The sequence below is a fragment of the Bosea sp. Tri-49 genome (assembly GCF_003952665.1).
Taxonomy (GTDB): Bacteria; Pseudomonadota; Alphaproteobacteria; order Rhizobiales; family Beijerinckiaceae; genus Allobosea.
The window spans coordinates 4,164,510-4,179,210 of record NZ_CP017946.1; the positions used below are offsets into that span (position 1 = coordinate 4,164,510).

Here is a 14,701-nt window from a genome sequence, read left to right on the forward strand (position 1 = left end):
GCTGGCTTGGCGATGGTGCGGGCTAGGGGCGTAGCGGCGAGCGGCCGATGACTCTCAGCGGCGCGCGGAGGGCGCGAATGGCCCCCTGTGCCGGAACCAACCACCGCCGGACGAGGTTGAATTGTCGAACCCTTGGGAGGGAACGACATGAGCCAGATCCTGAAGGTCTGCCGACTGGGCAGCGATTGGGCCATGAAGGACGCTACTGGCTCCTTCTACTGCCGATCCTCAAATCTCGACGAAGTGAAAGCTTATGCAGAGAAATGGGCCTCGCGGCTTGGCGCAAGGGTGGTGGTCAGGGATGAGCGGGGAGAAGAGAAAGGTACTGCTGAACGGCGCCAGCATTAACTCATAATTCACCACGATCCGCGGCATTTGCCTCAAATGGGATGCTCTCCTGGAACGGCCTTCGGCTTCGGCGATTGTACCGCAACGAAGGAGAGATCCAATGCTGTACCGCGTTCCATTGGAATTCTGGATCTGGTTGGCAATTTCGTCGAATGCAGCGCTAGCCCTAGGGATGCTTGTAAAGCCGATTGCGCTTCATTCATGATCGGGCGCGCTCGGGTAATCGGCGCCATCCTGCGCCGATCTCGGCAAGCCTGAGTTGACTGAACAACTGGAAATCGAACCCACATGGCGATGACTAGTCCGCAGTCCTCGCACTAATCCTATTGCGGACGTTTCTCCGCTTTCGGAAGCCGAGAATTGCCGCCCCCATGGTTGCCGCACCTGCCAAGCCCGCACTCAGGGCGAGCACGCGCGGGCGTGCGGCTCGCGCTAAATGCAGATGCGAATATTGCGGATTCAACTCCGGCGGGGCTGAGACCACTCGCCGAGGCCGCCTGCTTACGATGCGCGCGGCGACAACGCAGCTCGCCGCCACCGCGGCCAGGCCACCAGCTATTGTCAGGCTGGCCGCTATTGGACCGTAGCGGACCATCAGTGCGGGGTAGCCGGCGTTTAGCGCATAACCCAGCGCGAAGACGGCGATCAACGCGCCGAGCGCCATGAGGCCATAGCTGATCGCAGCTCGCTTGAGGGTAAGCGTCGCTCGTGCAGCAAAATAGGCCAGCAATCCAGCCACGACTTATTTCGCGGCCCAGAAGCCGAATACGACACCCGCGGCAGCGGCCCACCCGAGCGCCCGGAGAGGGCGTGCCCGAACTTCGACCATGATGATCTGCTGCAATTCGCTTGCGCGCTCAGTCGCTGCCTCGGTCATCACGTCCGTGTCCACACCATAGGCCTTGAGACGATCTGAGGGACCGTCCTGCGAGGATCCGCCTTCGGCCTTCTGAGACATTGCCTTGAAGCCGTCTTCCATCCCTGAGCCCCTTTTTTTCACCGCCGCTGAGCCTGTCTGCGCCGTGCATCGCCGCAATGACGTTCTAACGGACTGACCGAGCAGCGGTTCCGTGGCCGAAATCAAATCGGTCTTTGCCTCGCGACAAGCAAATGCGGTCGGAAATTCCGCGCCCGCGGGCAGGACACCCAAGATTGCGCACGGAATGACCGGATTTCTGGCTGATTTTGTCGGAGATTTCGCGCTGCCGCCTGCTAGAATCTCAGCAGGAAGGAGAGACCATGGCGCTGACAGTTCGACTTTATCTGATCGAGGAAGACGGCACGATCAAACGCATCCCGCGACGCGTAGCCGATAAGATGACATCCGGAGATGACGCTATTCCTGCATATGCCGGTACGCGTCAGCGCGTGCTGGAATTGATTGTGGAGAACGAAGGAGGCAAGGCCCAGGGCATCATCAAGACGATCGGCTACTATCTCGACTTCGACCCGGAAGGACGCGTGGATGAAAGCCTCAGAGAAAATCTCCGGGCGGTGATGAATGCAGCATTTCCCGAACATCAAAGCCCGGAGGACAATGTCGTCTCGATGAAGGGCCGGCGGGAACATCAGATTTGGGAGGAACGAAATCGTTGGAAGCCGGAACCCCAACTCCTTGATCCCATCATTGCCGACCTCGCTCGAAAGCCGGGAACCAAGGCTTTGCCAAGCGTCGATGGCTTTGCCGCAAAGCATGCACCGCTGAGCTATGAGGCCAAGAGCGCGTTGAATGAGATCGGGTCAAAACTTTCGCTCGTACCCTGGTCGGTAGGCCAGCTTTCGGAGAGGTCGCTTCCTGGCTTCATCCAACAAGCTCGAAAGAGGGCTAAGGACGAACCGGAGGAGCAATATTTCTGGGAAGCTGCTGCCTTCGAAGGTGAGCGGCAGCTTGAGCTGAAACGCCTACGTCGCACCGGGAAGGGCACATGGGTCGCGCTCTTCGAGATCTATCGCCACACGGGACCATCATCAGTCGAAGAAGCTTTCACCAAGCGTCTAGAGTGCGACGGAGAAGCTGCCGCGGTCGAGGCAATGAAAGAGCTGGTTCGTGAGCATCACGGCCTGATGGGACCGGGCCATTCTATGGAAAGCAGGACTATGCCGCTGCTGGAATGGAAACTGATGAACCGCTGGGAGGGCTGAGGTGGGGGGCAGCCCACGACTCGACTCTCGCCTTTCCCCTAGGTAAGAGTGACCGCAACCATAACGGGAGGCTGACGATGCGAGTTCTAATTCTGTCCGCTGCGATGATTGCGGGCTTTGCCGCTGGCGCCAATGCGCAGAGCACTTTCCAGTACGGCACTGGATCAAACAGCAACAGCCACTATGTCAGACCGCATTATAACAACAACACCGGCAACTACACGGGCGGCCACTATCGGACCAATCCAGACAGCAGCCGCTCGAACAACTACGGCTCCTATGGAAACTACAACCAACACAACGGCGGCTATGGCGATGGGTACGGCCGTTCGCGCAATCGTTGGTGACGGTTGACTAAAGAAGAGTAGGCTCGCTGCCGGCCGCTATGGGCCGCGCCGTCCAACCGGCCAGCGGCGGCACCTAGACGCAAACTACTTTCGGTTGACGCGCCGAGCGACGCCAACTTAAACTTAAACGGGTACACACAACCATGTGCCGCAGCGAATTGTGGCTGATGGGCAATGTTTGCTAAGTTGTTTTTGTAGCCACCTTATAAACCTCTGCGCCTAGCAGAGCGCCTCATCTCTCTAAAGCGCAACAAGTGGAATATTGCCGATTTGGAGGCAAGCGCATGCAGTCCTTTAAAATTCTCTCGATCGACGGTGGAGGCATCCGAGGAATTCTTCCGGCAGTCTGGCTTTCGAAAATCGAGAAATTACTTGGCGGAGCACTATACAAGCACTTCGATCTAATTGCCGGCACCTCAACTGGATCAGCAATTGCGGCAGTGGCGGCATCTGGCAGAACCGTGGAAGAGGCCCTACCCCTCTATCGCGAGCAAGGGCCCGAGATATTCCCGGTGGGGACTTTAGGTTTGCGCCGCTTTCGGTGGCTTCGATATCTCTCCCTCGATGGGCCTTCTTATGTGTCTGCACCTTTGAGTGATGCACTTAAGAGTCTTCTAGGGGCTGGGCACAAACTCAAGGAAGCAGAGACTCAGCTTCTTATACCTGCGTACGACGTATTTACCCGGCAGCCAATAATAATGAAGTCTCATTCTGGAGATTATAGAGATATCCCTACTTGGGAAGCCTGCACGGCGTCCTGTTCAGCCCCGACATATTTTCCTGCGCATGTTATGGATATCAAAGGGATAGACCATCCAATGGTGGATGGTGGTGTTTTTGCAAATAATCCTGTTATGCTAGCGATGGCAGAGGCCCTACGCCGTGACTCTGGCGATGGGATTAGAGATTTCCATAAGCATACGAGGTTTAAAGTATTGTCACTGGGCACTGGTAACCTAATCCGACGTATCACGACCAATGAAAGTAAATTTTGGAACCCGGCACAATGGGTCAGGCCAATGCTCGATGTAATTATGGACGGGTCAGCGGAGAGCGCACATTACACAGCACAGCGAATATTACGCCACAATAATTACATTCGATGGCAGATTACTCTGAACGGCGTGAGCGATGATTTGGATGATGCTTCAGAAAAAAATATAGACGGCCTTTTTACCCTTGCTGATTCTTACATCACCGGAGCAGACGGCGAGGCCCGTCTAGAGCAGGTAAAGCGACTACTTCTAGATGACGAGAACTAGGGTAATTAAAAGGCGAGTTTGCGAGTTCCATGCTATCGGCACTCACCTCCAGGAGAGTGCGCTGACTATGAGATTTAGCTTAATGCAGAGATCCGGCGGCAACCGGAGAGCGGCAAGACTGGAAGCCCCTACGTCGCGGTGACGCTGCCGGCCGGCAAAGCGGGCTCACTGAAAACCACGCAATCCAACCGGTGCTTGCCGTTCGCACAGAAGCGCGCGACCCATTCGGCCTCTGTGAGGACCTGGCTTATCGCGTCCGTTTCGCTGTATTCACCGTTGCACTTCGTCGCTTGCCATTCCTCGTCGCTCAGCGGACGGTCGCTGACGATGTACCGGACACGGTCAGGCGAGGTTGCCCGCTCCAATGCAGTCAGTCGCCGTTCCAGCTCTCGGCTCACAGTTCGACGCCTTCACTCTCAAGCTGACGAAACAACACCTCGGTCTTCGGCTCATTCTCCGCCAGCCACGCGCGCCAGTTGGGTCCTATCTCGGATTCGAGCTGGCTATTGCAGGTTCGGATGGCTTCATCCAGCTCAGCATCGGTCATTCGCTGGATGCGTCTATCCAGCCCGCGTTCGGCATGGTGCTTGGCCTCAACCTTCGCCAACCTGCGCTCCAACCCGGTGCTCATGCGGCAATCCTCTCCGCTGGCCGGACCACAACGCGGACGATGTGAAATGCATCCGGGTCCGCTGTCTCGATCGCGGCGAGGCGCGCCTCCCTCTCGGATGGGGCGCAGTCGAGGACATATTGCACAATGCGGCGCGTTCGTGCGCCAGCGCCGCGGCTGGCCTCCAATTTGGCGATACGATCGGCGAAGCTTCTCATGCGACCCTCCGCAAGCCATCGACGATAGCGGCGTGAAGCTCGTTGTCGCTCATGCGGGCTGCATCGGGTGAGTACTGCCCACCTTCAGCGAGGGCCGAGAGATCGGCGAGCGACAGGTCAGCGATGTCCTGCCAATCACCCGCACCGAATCCGATGCACGTCAGCATCAGCACCGGATCGCCGGAACGGACCTGATTGCTCGCGATGGCTCGGGCCAGCAGCGCCTTGGCCTGGCCAGGATTATCGGTCCTGATAACGAATGCCGTGGTTGGTCGCGCTCCTTTGCCTGCGTGTAGCTCCAGCGCTCGCAGTCGGCGTTCGATCGCGATGCTCATGTGTCAGCCCTCAACGCTGCTATGATGGCAGGCAACCCGTTCCGGGCGAACGCTTCGTTCCCTGAACCGAGCAGCCGCTCGCGGATAGCAATGACCTGTGCCGGATTGGAAAGCGCCGCCCGAACCTGAGCGTCGCGCAACTCCTTGGTGAGTCTTTCGAGCACCGGCCGGCGGCGCTCTTCCAGCTTAATGATGCGGGCGAGGATGGCGCCGGTCATTGCAGCGCCTCAGGCTCGTCCAGCAGATCCAAGCATTCCTCATGCGAGAGACCGCATAGCTCGATCCGCTCAAGTGGTGCGTCCGGCTCGTCGGAATCCGACCACATGATGAAGCGGCCTGACTGGACTTCACAGGCCTGCTCCAAGCGCTCGATGCGCATGGCAATATGCCTTGTCATGTCCGGCCTCCCTCCAGTGCTGCGAGCCTGCGATGCAGGTCCGTCACTTCGATTGCCTTGGCGTGTGCGTCGACCAGCTTGCCGAGTTCTGCCGCTTCCGATGGCGTGAGTTCGCCGCCGGCCACCGCCTCCATGATTGCACGCGTCGCTTTGGGCAGGTCATCCACTGTCTCGATCTTCGGAAGGTCGAAGGTGACGGGCCGGTCACGGCGGACGGGAGCGAGCCGGTCCATGCATAGGCGTAGGGCGGTCATGTCGCCCGCCTGGGCAAGCTCCACGGCCTTCCGGGTCAACGATTCCGCTTCGCCTTCTAGGATGGCTTCTATGGCCAGCGTGACCTTGTGGCGTGTGCCTTTGGCCTTGCCAGGGTTGCCGGGGGCAAATGGCCGGCCTCGCGCATTGCTTGCGCTTTTGCGCGGCTCCTCGGTCACATCACACCTCGCAGCATGAGCCGAGCGGCCAGCTGATAGACGGAAGCTCGTCGATGATTTCAGCGACGCTCGGCTGGGGGCGTTGGCCGCCTTCAACCTTGGCCAGTTCGCCATAGGCATAGGTCCAAACCGCATCACGCCAGGCGACGAAAGCCTCAGCCTCAGCCGCCCATCCCGGGTTTGTCGAGTTCACGTAGGACGAGCAGGTGATGCCGCTATCATAACTGCGAGCCTGCGCCGCCGCATCGACGTGGTTCTGAATGGCGCTGCCGTAATGCTCAATCGTGAGTTCTGGTTCAGGCCGCGGGGGCTCCAAACCTAGGTCGTCGCCCATCTCTATGGCGCGCTCTACTGCTTCTGACCACAACGGCTCATCGCCTTCGACCACATGATACGGCATGCCGCCGACTTGCACGACGAACGAGCCGTCGCTCCTACGATAGGTCAGGTCAATCATGTGATCCTCAGAGCCCAGCCCCACCAACCGGTCCCGCTTGCACCGGTGGCTACAGTCGTCCCTCCGGCGGATATGCCGGATGTTTGAGCGAAATTCACTGCTCCGGTGGCGACCCCGATTCCGTAGTAATACCAGAGCCAGGTGCCGCCAGCCGGCAGCGTGAACGGGGTGGCGTCCACGCCGGGCCCCTTGACGAACTGCCCGACGCCCGCCCCTGTCTGCGGCTGGGGGCCCGCACCGATCGCGGTACGCCCCGCGGCGGCGTCGGCTGCCATGAAGACCGCCTCACCGACAGCCGTTGCCCCGATGACCGCGCGGACCTGAGCGGCCGTTAAGTCCTCCGGATCTCCGGTGGATGCCGTGGCGCGGCCCTTGATCAAGCCGGCCGCCATGTTGGCAAGCTTGGCGTTGGTAACGGCGTCGTCCGCTATGCCGGCGGTGGCGGTCGTTCCAAATCCAAGCGTCGTCCCTGAGCGGCGCAGAACGTGGCCGTCCGTCCCAGCGGCAATGTCTGCGACATTGCCAGTCGAGTTGCTGGCGCGGCCTATGACCGTCAGCGCAGTGCCCTGGCGAAGCTTAGTGTCGCCGATGACGTTGGTGTCTACGGTCCAAACCGTGCCGCTCGACGAGACGACGACATCGCCTTTGTCGCCGTCAGCGACCGGTGGTCCTTGGGGGCCGGTTGCACCCGTAGCGCCGGTCGCCCCGGTTGCGCCGGTAGCACCTGTGTCGCCCCGTGGAATTGTGAACTGGAGAACCGCAGCCGTGGGGGTGCCGGTGTTCGCGACCGAAGCGTCAGTGCCTGGTGCGCCCGTGATTGTCGTTGGATTGACTGCGACGGTACCGGATGGGCCTGTCGCGCCTGGCTGGAACCGCAGCTTGATCGCTGGAGCGTTCCTCAGACGAACGTTGATGTTCATGTGTTCGGGCTCCGCGTTACGGTCCCGCAGCCGTCGAAGATCTGCTGCGCCTGCTGAGTGATTTTGTGAACGACCACGCACCCGTGCTCGTAGTTGCCGGGTGCGAGCCGATATTCCGATCCGGGATCGATCGTGACCATCATTGTCCCGTCATCGACCGTGATGCCGTTTGCTTCGGTCAGGGAGAGCGATTGGCAACCCTTCAGATCGTAGGACCAGCTGTAGTCGCTGGGGGTCGCTCCATCGACGATTTTGAGGGTGATCAAAAGGCTCTCTGCACTCGTCATCGTAAACGGGGCATCGAGCGCTCCAGCGCCTGACATCACGACCTCCAATGGAAAGCTGCTCTTGCGAGCGGGCGGTGGAAAAGGCAGGTTGTGGCGCGAACAGGAAAGGCGGCGATGGCAGACGCCAAAAGGGTCGGAAGCGTCCTCATCGGTGGAGCAGTCGTGGCTCCTCTCGTCCTGTACACGCTGGGGCTCGGATGGCTCGGGCCATATGCCTTCACCATTTTGCTTGTGGGCGCCGTCGTGGTCGCCGCCGATGAGAGCATAAAGCGTCGCCTGGGCGAGAAATGAAGGACACCGCCGAGGCTGCACTGATGGCCGCTGTATTGATGTTGCCTGCTCATCCCTGGGGCCTATCGCTGTTCGTCGTTTGCTGCGGCTGGCAGGTTTACCGGCGCACCCCTCGGCCTGACCGTTACCTCAAGTGGCGAGGCTGATAGGCCGCCGAGCTTGGCCGCTTCGTCCGCGAAGTCCTGAATGAAGCGCATCACGGCCGGGCTCTTGCTCGCGATATGTGAGGCCCGCTGGATTAGCTTGAGGTCGTCAGAAGCCAGCATTTTGCCGATCTCCTTGGCCAAGCCCTGCTGAATCTTCGTGTTGCCGCGTCGGAGAGCTGCGCCAGCAAGCGCTCCTGCAACAGTGCTCGCGGTATCACGCCCCTGAAGGAAGCCCGCTGCACCTCCAATTGCGGCTGGAGTTGATGCGGCGGCGCCGCTCGCGAGCAGTTGCTGGATGGTGGTCGAATTCCCCTTCACTGCCGCCTGCAATGGCAGCAGCGCTTGCTCGACCGTTAGCGCTGCCTGAAGCTGGGTTGCCTGACTCTTGCCAAGGGCAACTTCGACCCGCTCGCGCATCGCCGGATTACCGAAGACGGCTTTCACAACGTCCCGCCCGTCGCCGATCTCCCGGATCTTGGCGATGAGATCCGATCGGAAGCCCTCCGCGAACAGCTCACGGTCCTGCGGCTTCATCCTCGAGACTCCTTTGCGCGCCTCGTCGTTCGCCATGCGCGAGGTGACAAATTTCTGCCCAGCCTCCAGCGCGTCCTCGGCCTGGAAGAACTGTGCGGCTCCGGTGCGTGCCTCCTTGAAGGCCGGGACAGCGGTATCGAGTTCGCTCAGAATCATTCGGCGCAGGTTGGTGTAGTCTCCGGCCAGATCCTTGTTGCCGCCGCGGCCGGCTTCACCCGCCTTGCCGCGAAGCTCGCGGGCGACATAATCCCAAAACTGCAGATTAGGCGTCGCGACCGAGCCGTCCGGTCGGCGCGCCCGCGTCAGGTTCCCGGCCGCGTCTGTGGTGAAGGCATTACGGATCGGCGGCATGCCATCGGCCACCGTCTTGTTGGCACCCGTCTTGATCACCGAGCGAATGGCGTCCTGCACGGCCGGAGCTTGCGAAAGAGATGCAAGATTGTCGTTCCACAGTCCGTTGCCGCCTTGCATGTATGCACGGCCATAGGCTGGGCGATTAGCCAGGCGCGCGGCCTGCTCCAGCTCGTCCATCGTCTTGCCGGCGGCGGATGGGCCAAAGCCGCGCAGGATGCTGACGACGCGGTCGCCCTGGCTGGCGAAGCGATCCGACACGGCGCCGGACAAAGCTTCACCGGCTTCCGAAGAAAGATTGGAGGCAGACCGCGCGAGCCTGCGGGTCGTCTCGCCGCCGATATCGCCGATGACGGCATTCGCGCCGGTTGATTGCAGTTCGGCGAGGCGCGCGGCCGGCTCGGTCACGCCATCGCGGGCAAGGGCTTCATTGACCCTGCGGACCGCTTCGGCCTCGGGATTGGCCGCGGCACGGAAGGGGGCAGCGGCCCGGCCCGCGAGCTTACCGGTAGCTTGGGCGAAGGCCTCGGCTCCGCGAACAAAGGTAGGAGCCGCTGCGCCGATAGCCCCGCCAAGCAAGCCACCTTGCAACCCGGCCGTAGCCTTTTCCGTCAGCCCGCCGTCACTTTCGATCGCACCGGTTGCCGCGCCATACAGCGCGCCCGTAGCTGCAGCGTTGGCCGTAGCCGAACCTCTCACACCTTCGCGGACGACATTGATGCCGGGCAGCACCATGGCGGTGCCTACGAGGCCAGCACCTTGTCCCGCGAAGCGCGCGGCCGGGTTCATCAGCCGGTCTGCTTCGTCCATGGCGCGCTGACGCTCCAAATTGGAGCCATAGCGCTCGCCAAAGGAAGCGCCATCGCCTTGTCCGAACGCGGCATCAGCACCGGCCGCCAGCTTGTCCATGCCCGGAATCCAGCCGGCGAAGCCACGCGCCGCAGCGTCCAGATTGCCGAAGACGCCGCCCCGGTCCTGCTCCTGCCGAATGCGGACAGCGTCGGCAAGGTAGCCGGCCTGCCGAATATCCGTCTCGCTACCCTCGCGCTGTGCACGCGTGGCGAAGCCTGACGGCGGAGCGGCCAATTCGCCGCCGGTCGAAATCGCTGATGGCGCGTCATCGAACTGGTCGAAGACATTGTCCCCACCCGGTGGCTGCGTCGGTGTGAGCCCGCGACTTTGAGCCGGGGCTGGCGTGTCGAACTGGTCGAAGACGTTTCCTGCCATCGTTACTGCCCCAGCACGGACGCCGCAGCGCCCTGTCCATATTTGGCATCGAACTGCTGGCGGGCGCCGGGATTGGCCCGCAGGAACTCGACGGCCTGTGGCGGCGCTGAGACGGACTGGCGCTGCTGCTGAGGTAGGCTCTGCTGCGGCGCTGCCTGAGCCCCACCAGCCTGCCGCCCCTGGCCGTTGCCGGACTTATAGAAGTCGCCACCACGAAGCTCGGCCGCCCGCTGCTGGTTGAAGGCAAGACGCTTCTCGGCCATGGCGATGCCCCGGTCGTAGATCTTCTGGCGCACATTGTCGGGTTGGCCGATCGAGCCCTGGATTTCCATCAGGATTTTGCGCTCGCCCTCCGTGGGCGCCGCCCCGAAGATGGACTTGAGCTGCGCTAGCGCCTGGCTTGTGACGACGTTCTCCAGCTCGGCAGTGGCCTCGCCCTTCTGCGGGCTGCCGACCAAGCGATCCGGGACCATCCAATCGGGAAGGTTGTTCGCAACCGAAGCCTTGCCGCTAGCGCCCCAACCGCCGAGCGCCTGCGGGGAAAGCTGCTTGGCGGTCTTAAGCGCGCCGATGGCTGTCTGGGCTGCGAGCACGCCTTCGTCTGCTTCGAGGATGGCTTTTTTGTCCGTCGCCGTGAGCGGTTGCGCATCCTCGCGCGGGGTCTTGCCGGTGAGCACATAGCTCTCGTATCGCGGATCGGTGGGCTTCATGCCGATCGATGCGGCGGCAGCCTTACGGCCATCGACCTCCTCTTGCGGCGTCGTCTTGGATTTCTCCTTCGCGTATTCGTTCGGGCTCTTGGCTGTGGTCCAACCCATCGAGCGGGCGTACATGAACTCCTTGACGCTATCGGGTGCCTTCGAGTTCTCCAGCGCCTCCTTCAGGAAGATTTCGCCGACTGCGCGGGCGTTGGCCGGGAGATTGGGATTGGCTAGGGCCGCAGCGAGCTTTCCAACCTGTCCTTTCGCACTTTCCATCTGACGGGTCTGCACCACGTCGCGCCACTCGGCCGCATTGGTCGGCCTGGGCATGTCGCTGCTGAGGACTGCCTGTCCCTGCATGGGCACAGCACCTGGCGCCGGCATATCAGACCGAGCAGCGCCTTGGCCGAGCGCGGGAGCAGGAGCACGAGCCATGGGCGAGGTGCCGGGCGCGGAGGGCGGGGCCGGTTGCTGAAATGCTGCAGCTACCGGGTTCGCGGCACTGGCACCCTGCGACATCGCAAAGGCTTTTGCGCCGGCGTCGTTCGTATTGGATAGATCCGGGGGCACGGCCTGGGGCATCTGGCCAACGGCAGGGACCGCACCGGGGGCGGGCAAATCCGCGCCGAGGTTATAGGGTCGCTGAGGCGCCATGGTGCGAGCAACCTGTCGAGGCTGCTGACGCTGAAGCGCGCTTCCCATCCAAGGCTGGCTTGCGCCTTCCGACTGAAAGACCGGCTGCAATGGTGATTCGCCGGCAGTGATAGCGTCGAACGTGCGACCGGACATCGAGGGCTGGCCGGGGATTGCGAACCCGCCGCCGTCGCCCGGAATAGCAGCCTGCTGGGCTCCCGGCGCCGGAACGTCCGCCTGACCTCCGAAACGGCTCGCATACTGAGCCGTTAGGGCTTCACGACGTGCGTTCTCACCGCCTTCGCGGTTGTACCCTGCAAAGCGCCAGGCATTCGCCATGATCTGGTTGGCTTCCTGCGGCGTCCGTGCGGCCTGAAGCTTCGGGATCAGCGTCGGGTCTTCCTGCGCAAGGAACAGGGCCTGCGTCTCGACCGAAGGCTGTGCCTCGCCACGTTGCTTGGCGAAGTTCTGGAGATTGGCCAAACGCTCGGCACGCCACGACATGATGCCGCCGGCCGTGCCCGGTTGACCGCTCTCAGATGGATCATTCCACGAGCGATTGACGTTCTGCGGAGAGAACCCGCTTTCCGCCTTGCCATAGGCCGCGACCGCGCCAAGACCAACCGGATTGGTCAAACCCGCTCCTTTGACCGTACCGAGGAAACGGTTCTCGATCTCGGTCGGGTTGCCTAGGTTCGCCACTGGTGCGGGCTGGCCAAGGGCCCCCAGAGACTGCGTCGGTTGCCCGCCTGCCCCGCCCCCGATGGCTCCGATCAGGTCGCGCGTCGCGCTCTCCGTCAGGCCCTGCTTTTTCAGGCTATCGCGATAGGTCAGGATCTTGAGCGCCGTGTCTGAATCGCCTTCGTCGAAGAAGCCCTGCGCGGCGGCGCCGTAGTCCGGGTTCTCTCCGGTGAGCGACTTGCCAAGCTCGCTGAGGCGGCTGCGGCGACGATATGCTGCGATACCCTGACCAAGGGCTGCGATGCCCTGGTTCAAACCGGAAAAGTCGATAGCGGGTGGTCCGTAGTTCGCCATCAGCCCTGGCCTTTGCATTCGAGAATGGCCTGATAGGCCCGGTAGTGGTCGTCCATGTCGCACCAGGCTGTCAGGGCTTCGCCGTGGACGCGGGTGAACATGTCGGCATCCCTGGGGGCGTGCTGGAGCACCAGCAGCAATTGCTCCGACAAGACGCGGAGGCGTTCGGCCATCAGCGCCGCCGCCACAATGTGGTGCTCGGTCGGTAACGAGGGCGCGAAGCTCTCCGGCCGCGGCGGCTCAGCCTCTACGGAGCTATGAGACAGGTTGGTCATTGGCCGCCCACCAATTGCCGCCCGGCGGGATGTTGCGCGGCGAGCTGCGCACGGACCAGCGCGCGGATAGCACTCGACATGGACGTATCGCGGCGAGCGGCTTCCTGCTGAAGGGCGTCTCTCAGTTCGGGCTCAGCGACGAAGTTGATGTGGGCGGTTCGCTTCCGGGTAGCGGTCTGCATCGTGACTTCCAGCGTTGGCGGCCATAATAGGCTGATATGCAGAAATACTCAATGATATCAGCTATTTAACTGTTACAGCCCGAACCAGCTTGTCCTAGCTCAGCCGATATCGCCGTTGACTCTCTGCCAGCTATGTTCTTTGTATGTTCTCACAACCGAGATCAGAGCGACATGACATCACCCGAGCCAGCGATGGCGCCGGAGCGCGCCCCTATGACCAGTCGAGCCGACGAAGTGCTAGCCGAGTTCAAAGGCGATGCCCGAGCTGCGATTGCCGCCCTGCTGGAGGACCGCGACGCCCTGTTGCATCAGGCGGACAGCGCGACCTCGCACGGCTTCCTACGTGGGCGATTTTCAGAAGGCGCTCGCCGTCCGATCAACGAAGAAATTGCCTGAGATGGTCAAGCGCTCGCAACGTAGCCTGCACCCTGGCAAGGCGGCGGAGATGAAGGCGACGCTGCGCACCTTTCAATGGGAGGTCCGCAAATGGTGCGGCGAGATCCCGCTGGGCACGACCGTTTACGTCTCGCTGCAGTCACTTACTGACGCCCTGAACCTGGCCGACATGCAGCTCAACGGTGCGCTCCACGATGCCAAGAAAGATGCGGCCGGCTACGGCAGCCGAGGGCTCGAGGATTTCTGAAAGGCCGCGAGCTTCATGACGTGCGCAGGGCAGTCCCTATGCGGCGCCTATGGTTGTCCGCGGCCCCGAGACGGAACCTGCATCGCTACGATAGCTTCATGGGGGAGAACATGTGAGTGAGCGCGGTGGTCAGATGCCCAAGTATCTTTTCGACCTCATCAGCGGCGACAAGCACCTTGTCGATGTCGAGGGCGTTGAGCTGCCCGATGATGAAGCCGCGCGCGCAACTGCCTTGCAGAGCCTCGCAGACCTCGCTCACAACGATATTCCTCAGGGCGGGGACAGCTCGATCGGCATCCTAGTTCGGCGCGGGCCTGTCCCAATCTACAGCGCCACCATGACGCTCAGCGAGCAATGGCTGCGCCTCGATTCCTAGCTTGTAACACTTCGCATTAGCGCCTTTATATCCCTGCAGCTGGGGGAGGCGTGAATGCCGTTTAGATCGTTGGTCACGACGCCGGAGGAGCTCGCCAAACTCTCGGCCGCGTTTGATGTGGCCTGGATCGTCATCAATCGGCAAGCGCCGGTTGAGCCCACTGACCAATCCCGCGCGCGCGAGTTGCTCGGCTACATCCTGATCGCACTCTGGCGTGACGATCCATCCAGCGACCTGGCCGAGTTGGCCGTCGCGCGCTATTTGCGCGATACGCTCGACGCCAAATCCACAGTTGCCCACCCGTTAGGGCGCCTTCGCGCGGACGAGGTAGCAGATGGATCGGCTCCCAAAACTTGACCTTGAGGTCGTCCAGATCAAGCGGATGATCATCACCGAAGACGCTGCCGGCGGAACGGTTGTTACGGTCGAAGTGCTGGGTGGGCAGATCATCGACCTTCACTTCAGACCCGAAGCAAGTGCTAAGCTTGAGGCCTTCCTGGCGCGCGCGAGCGCCATCCAGGCGAAGCGGGCGCCTTTGCAGTAGAGGTCTGGA

Annotated in this window: 22 protein-coding genes; 9 read left to right on the forward strand and 13 right to left on the reverse strand. The window is 61.8% G+C overall.

Features of this window, described 5'->3' with window-relative positions; all coding sequences use genetic code 11:
* The first annotated feature begins 147 nt into the window (after positions 1 to 147).
* Positions 148 to 348 (forward strand): hypothetical protein, encoded by a 201-nt coding sequence (locus tag BLM15_RS20100; RefSeq protein ID WP_126114421.1) that lies wholly within the window; start codon positions 148 to 150, stop codon positions 346 to 348.
* Positions 349 to 1,090: 742 nt separating this feature from the next.
* Here the strand turns inward: BLM15_RS20100 and BLM15_RS20105 are convergent.
* On the reverse strand, positions 1,091 to 1,327 hold the full coding sequence (locus BLM15_RS20105; protein WP_126114422.1) for a hypothetical protein: 237 nt from the start codon (positions 1,325 to 1,327) through the stop codon (positions 1,091 to 1,093).
* Between the two features lie 260 nt (positions 1,328 to 1,587).
* On the opposite strand from BLM15_RS20105, the gene BLM15_RS20110 reads away from it, so the two are divergent.
* The 3 genes from BLM15_RS20110 (at position 1,588) to BLM15_RS20120 (ending at position 4,099) form a co-directional block, all read left to right on the forward strand.
* A complete protein-coding gene (locus BLM15_RS20110; protein ID WP_126114423.1) occupies positions 1,588 to 2,490 on the forward strand; it encodes a hypothetical protein in 903 nt (300 codons plus the stop codon).
* A 77-nt stretch (positions 2,491 to 2,567) separates the two neighbouring features.
* Positions 2,568 to 2,837, forward strand: a complete 270-nt coding sequence (locus tag BLM15_RS20115; RefSeq protein WP_126114424.1) for a hypothetical protein — start codon at positions 2,568 to 2,570, stop codon at positions 2,835 to 2,837.
* A 284-nt stretch (positions 2,838 to 3,121) separates the two neighbouring features.
* Positions 3,122 to 4,099 carry a patatin-like phospholipase family protein gene (locus BLM15_RS20120; RefSeq protein WP_126114425.1) on the forward strand — a complete coding sequence of 326 codons (978 nt, stop codon included), beginning with the start codon at positions 3,122 to 3,124 and terminating at the stop codon, positions 4,097 to 4,099.
* 394 nt (positions 4,100 to 4,493) lie between these two features.
* On the opposite strand, the gene BLM15_RS20130 is transcribed toward BLM15_RS20120, so the two are convergent.
* The 12 genes from BLM15_RS20130 to BLM15_RS20180 all read right to left on the reverse strand — a co-directional run bounded on the left by BLM15_RS20130 (position 4,494) and on the right by BLM15_RS20180 (position 13,129).
* The gene (locus BLM15_RS20130; protein ID WP_126114427.1) at positions 4,494 to 4,730 is read right to left on the reverse strand and encodes a hypothetical protein; all 237 of its coding nucleotides are present in this window, start codon (positions 4,728 to 4,730) and stop codon (positions 4,494 to 4,496) included.
* Positions 4,731 to 4,923: 193 nt separating this feature from the next.
* On the reverse strand, positions 4,924 to 5,262 hold the full coding sequence (locus BLM15_RS20135) for a hypothetical protein (protein ID WP_126114428.1): 339 nt from the start codon (positions 5,260 to 5,262) through the stop codon (positions 4,924 to 4,926).
* Entirely contained in the window at positions 5,259 to 5,480 is a 222-nt protein-coding gene (locus BLM15_RS20140; protein ID WP_126114429.1) for a hypothetical protein, read from the reverse strand. Before BLM15_RS20140 ends, BLM15_RS20135 begins: the two co-directional genes overlap by 4 nt.
* Positions 5,477 to 5,659 (reverse strand): hypothetical protein, encoded by a 183-nt coding sequence (locus BLM15_RS20145; RefSeq protein WP_126114430.1) that lies wholly within the window; start codon positions 5,657 to 5,659, stop codon positions 5,477 to 5,479. The genes BLM15_RS20140 and BLM15_RS20145 overlap by 4 nt, the downstream gene beginning before the upstream one ends.
* A complete protein-coding gene (locus tag BLM15_RS20150) occupies positions 5,656 to 6,090 on the reverse strand; it encodes a hypothetical protein (protein ID WP_126114431.1) in 435 nt (144 codons plus the stop codon). The genes BLM15_RS20145 and BLM15_RS20150 overlap by 4 nt, the downstream gene beginning before the upstream one ends.
* A 1-nt stretch (position 6,091) precedes the next feature.
* Positions 6,092 to 6,547: a hypothetical protein gene (locus BLM15_RS20155; protein ID WP_126114432.1), complete on the reverse strand. Its 456-nt coding sequence runs from the start codon at positions 6,545 to 6,547 to the stop codon at positions 6,092 to 6,094.
* On the reverse strand, positions 6,544 to 7,467 hold the full coding sequence (locus BLM15_RS32200; protein WP_126114433.1) for a hypothetical protein: 924 nt from the start codon (positions 7,465 to 7,467) through the stop codon (positions 6,544 to 6,546). Before BLM15_RS32200 ends, BLM15_RS20155 begins: the two co-directional genes overlap by 4 nt.
* The gene (locus BLM15_RS20165) at positions 7,464 to 7,790 is read right to left on the reverse strand and encodes an immunoglobulin domain-containing family protein (protein WP_126114434.1); all 327 of its coding nucleotides are present in this window, start codon (positions 7,788 to 7,790) and stop codon (positions 7,464 to 7,466) included. The genes BLM15_RS32200 and BLM15_RS20165 overlap by 4 nt, the downstream gene beginning before the upstream one ends.
* A 317-nt stretch (positions 7,791 to 8,107) precedes the next feature.
* Positions 8,108 to 10,303 carry a hypothetical protein gene (locus tag BLM15_RS20170; RefSeq protein WP_126114435.1) on the reverse strand — a complete coding sequence of 732 codons (2,196 nt, stop codon included), beginning with the start codon at positions 10,301 to 10,303 and terminating at the stop codon, positions 8,108 to 8,110.
* A 2-nt stretch (positions 10,304 to 10,305) separates the two neighbouring features.
* Entirely contained in the window at positions 10,306 to 12,672 is a 2,367-nt protein-coding gene (locus BLM15_RS31940) for a phage tail tip lysozyme (RefSeq protein ID WP_126114436.1), read from the reverse strand.
* Positions 12,672 to 12,845, reverse strand: a complete 174-nt coding sequence (locus tag BLM15_RS31430) for a hypothetical protein (protein ID WP_164547586.1) — start codon at positions 12,843 to 12,845, stop codon at positions 12,672 to 12,674. The genes BLM15_RS31940 and BLM15_RS31430 overlap by 1 nt, the downstream gene beginning before the upstream one ends.
* Before the next feature lie 98 nt (positions 12,846 to 12,943).
* On the reverse strand, positions 12,944 to 13,129 hold the full coding sequence (locus BLM15_RS20180; RefSeq protein WP_126114437.1) for a hypothetical protein: 186 nt from the start codon (positions 13,127 to 13,129) through the stop codon (positions 12,944 to 12,946).
* A gap of 213 nt (positions 13,130 to 13,342) precedes the next feature.
* On the opposite strand from BLM15_RS20180, the gene BLM15_RS20185 reads away from it, so the two are divergent.
* The 5 genes from BLM15_RS20185 (at position 13,343) to BLM15_RS20205 (ending at position 14,692) form a co-directional block, all read left to right on the forward strand.
* Entirely contained in the window at positions 13,343 to 13,525 is a 183-nt protein-coding gene (locus BLM15_RS20185) for a hypothetical protein (protein WP_236846357.1), read from the forward strand.
* A gap of 1 nt (position 13,526) precedes the next feature.
* Complete coding sequence (locus tag BLM15_RS20190) at positions 13,527 to 13,772, forward strand: hypothetical protein (protein WP_126114438.1); 246 nt, start codon at positions 13,527 to 13,529, stop codon at positions 13,770 to 13,772.
* 112 nt (positions 13,773 to 13,884) lie between these two features.
* Positions 13,885 to 14,148, forward strand: coding sequence for a DUF6894 family protein (locus BLM15_RS20195; protein ID WP_126114439.1), 264 nt, complete (start codon positions 13,885 to 13,887; stop codon positions 14,146 to 14,148).
* Positions 14,149 to 14,202: 54 nt separating this feature from the next.
* The gene (locus BLM15_RS20200; protein WP_126114440.1) at positions 14,203 to 14,505 is read left to right on the forward strand and encodes a hypothetical protein; all 303 of its coding nucleotides are present in this window, start codon (positions 14,203 to 14,205) and stop codon (positions 14,503 to 14,505) included.
* The gene (locus BLM15_RS20205; protein ID WP_126114441.1) at positions 14,483 to 14,692 is read left to right on the forward strand and encodes a hypothetical protein; all 210 of its coding nucleotides are present in this window, start codon (positions 14,483 to 14,485) and stop codon (positions 14,690 to 14,692) included. The genes BLM15_RS20200 and BLM15_RS20205 overlap by 23 nt, the downstream gene beginning before the upstream one ends.
* Positions 14,693 to 14,701: the final 9 nt, after the last annotated feature.

Bases quoted from the DNA above. Each gene is read 5' to 3' on its own strand.
- BLM15_RS20135 (WP_126114428.1), bottom strand. From the start codon at position 5,262: ATGAGCATCGCGATCGAACGCCGACTGCGAGCGCTGGAGCTACACGCA.
- BLM15_RS31430 (WP_164547586.1), bottom strand. From the start codon at position 12,845: ATGGCCGAACGCCTCCGCGTCTTGTCGGAGCAATTGCTGCTGGTGCTC.
- BLM15_RS20165 (WP_126114434.1), bottom strand. From the start codon at position 7,790: ATGTCAGGCGCTGGAGCGCTCGATGCCCCGTTTACGATGACGAGTGCA.
- BLM15_RS20190 (WP_126114438.1), top strand. From the start codon at position 13,527: ATGGTCAAGCGCTCGCAACGTAGCCTGCACCCTGGCAAGGCGGCGGAG.
- BLM15_RS20200 (WP_126114440.1), top strand. From the start codon at position 14,203: ATGCCGTTTAGATCGTTGGTCACGACGCCGGAGGAGCTCGCCAAACTC.
- BLM15_RS20110 (WP_126114423.1), top strand. From the start codon at position 1,588: ATGGCGCTGACAGTTCGACTTTATCTGATCGAGGAAGACGGCACGATC.
- BLM15_RS20100 (WP_126114421.1), top strand. From the start codon at position 148: ATGAGCCAGATCCTGAAGGTCTGCCGACTGGGCAGCGATTGGGCCATG.
- BLM15_RS20205 (WP_126114441.1), top strand. From the start codon at position 14,483: ATGGATCGGCTCCCAAAACTTGACCTTGAGGTCGTCCAGATCAAGCGG.
- BLM15_RS20105 (WP_126114422.1), bottom strand. From the start codon at position 1,327: ATGGAAGACGGCTTCAAGGCAATGTCTCAGAAGGCCGAAGGCGGATCC.
- BLM15_RS20145 (WP_126114430.1), bottom strand. From the start codon at position 5,659: ATGACAAGGCATATTGCCATGCGCATCGAGCGCTTGGAGCAGGCCTGT.
- BLM15_RS20130 (WP_126114427.1), bottom strand. From the start codon at position 4,730: ATGAGCACCGGGTTGGAGCGCAGGTTGGCGAAGGTTGAGGCCAAGCAC.
- BLM15_RS20180 (WP_126114437.1), bottom strand. From the start codon at position 13,129: ATGCAGACCGCTACCCGGAAGCGAACCGCCCACATCAACTTCGTCGCT.
- BLM15_RS20170 (WP_126114435.1), bottom strand. From the start codon at position 10,303: ATGGCAGGAAACGTCTTCGACCAGTTCGACACGCCAGCCCCGGCTCAA.
- BLM15_RS20120 (WP_126114425.1), top strand. From the start codon at position 3,122: ATGCAGTCCTTTAAAATTCTCTCGATCGACGGTGGAGGCATCCGAGGA.
- BLM15_RS20185 (WP_236846357.1), top strand. From the start codon at position 13,343: ATGACCAGTCGAGCCGACGAAGTGCTAGCCGAGTTCAAAGGCGATGCC.
- BLM15_RS20155 (WP_126114432.1), bottom strand. From the start codon at position 6,547: ATGATTGACCTGACCTATCGTAGGAGCGACGGCTCGTTCGTCGTGCAA.
- BLM15_RS20115 (WP_126114424.1), top strand. From the start codon at position 2,568: ATGCGAGTTCTAATTCTGTCCGCTGCGATGATTGCGGGCTTTGCCGCT.
- BLM15_RS31940 (WP_126114436.1), bottom strand. From the start codon at position 12,672: ATGGCGAACTACGGACCACCCGCTATCGACTTTTCCGGTTTGAACCAG.
- BLM15_RS20140 (WP_126114429.1), bottom strand. From the start codon at position 5,480: ATGACCGGCGCCATCCTCGCCCGCATCATTAAGCTGGAAGAGCGCCGC.
- BLM15_RS32200 (WP_126114433.1), bottom strand. From the start codon at position 7,467: ATGAACATCAACGTTCGTCTGAGGAACGCTCCAGCGATCAAGCTGCGG.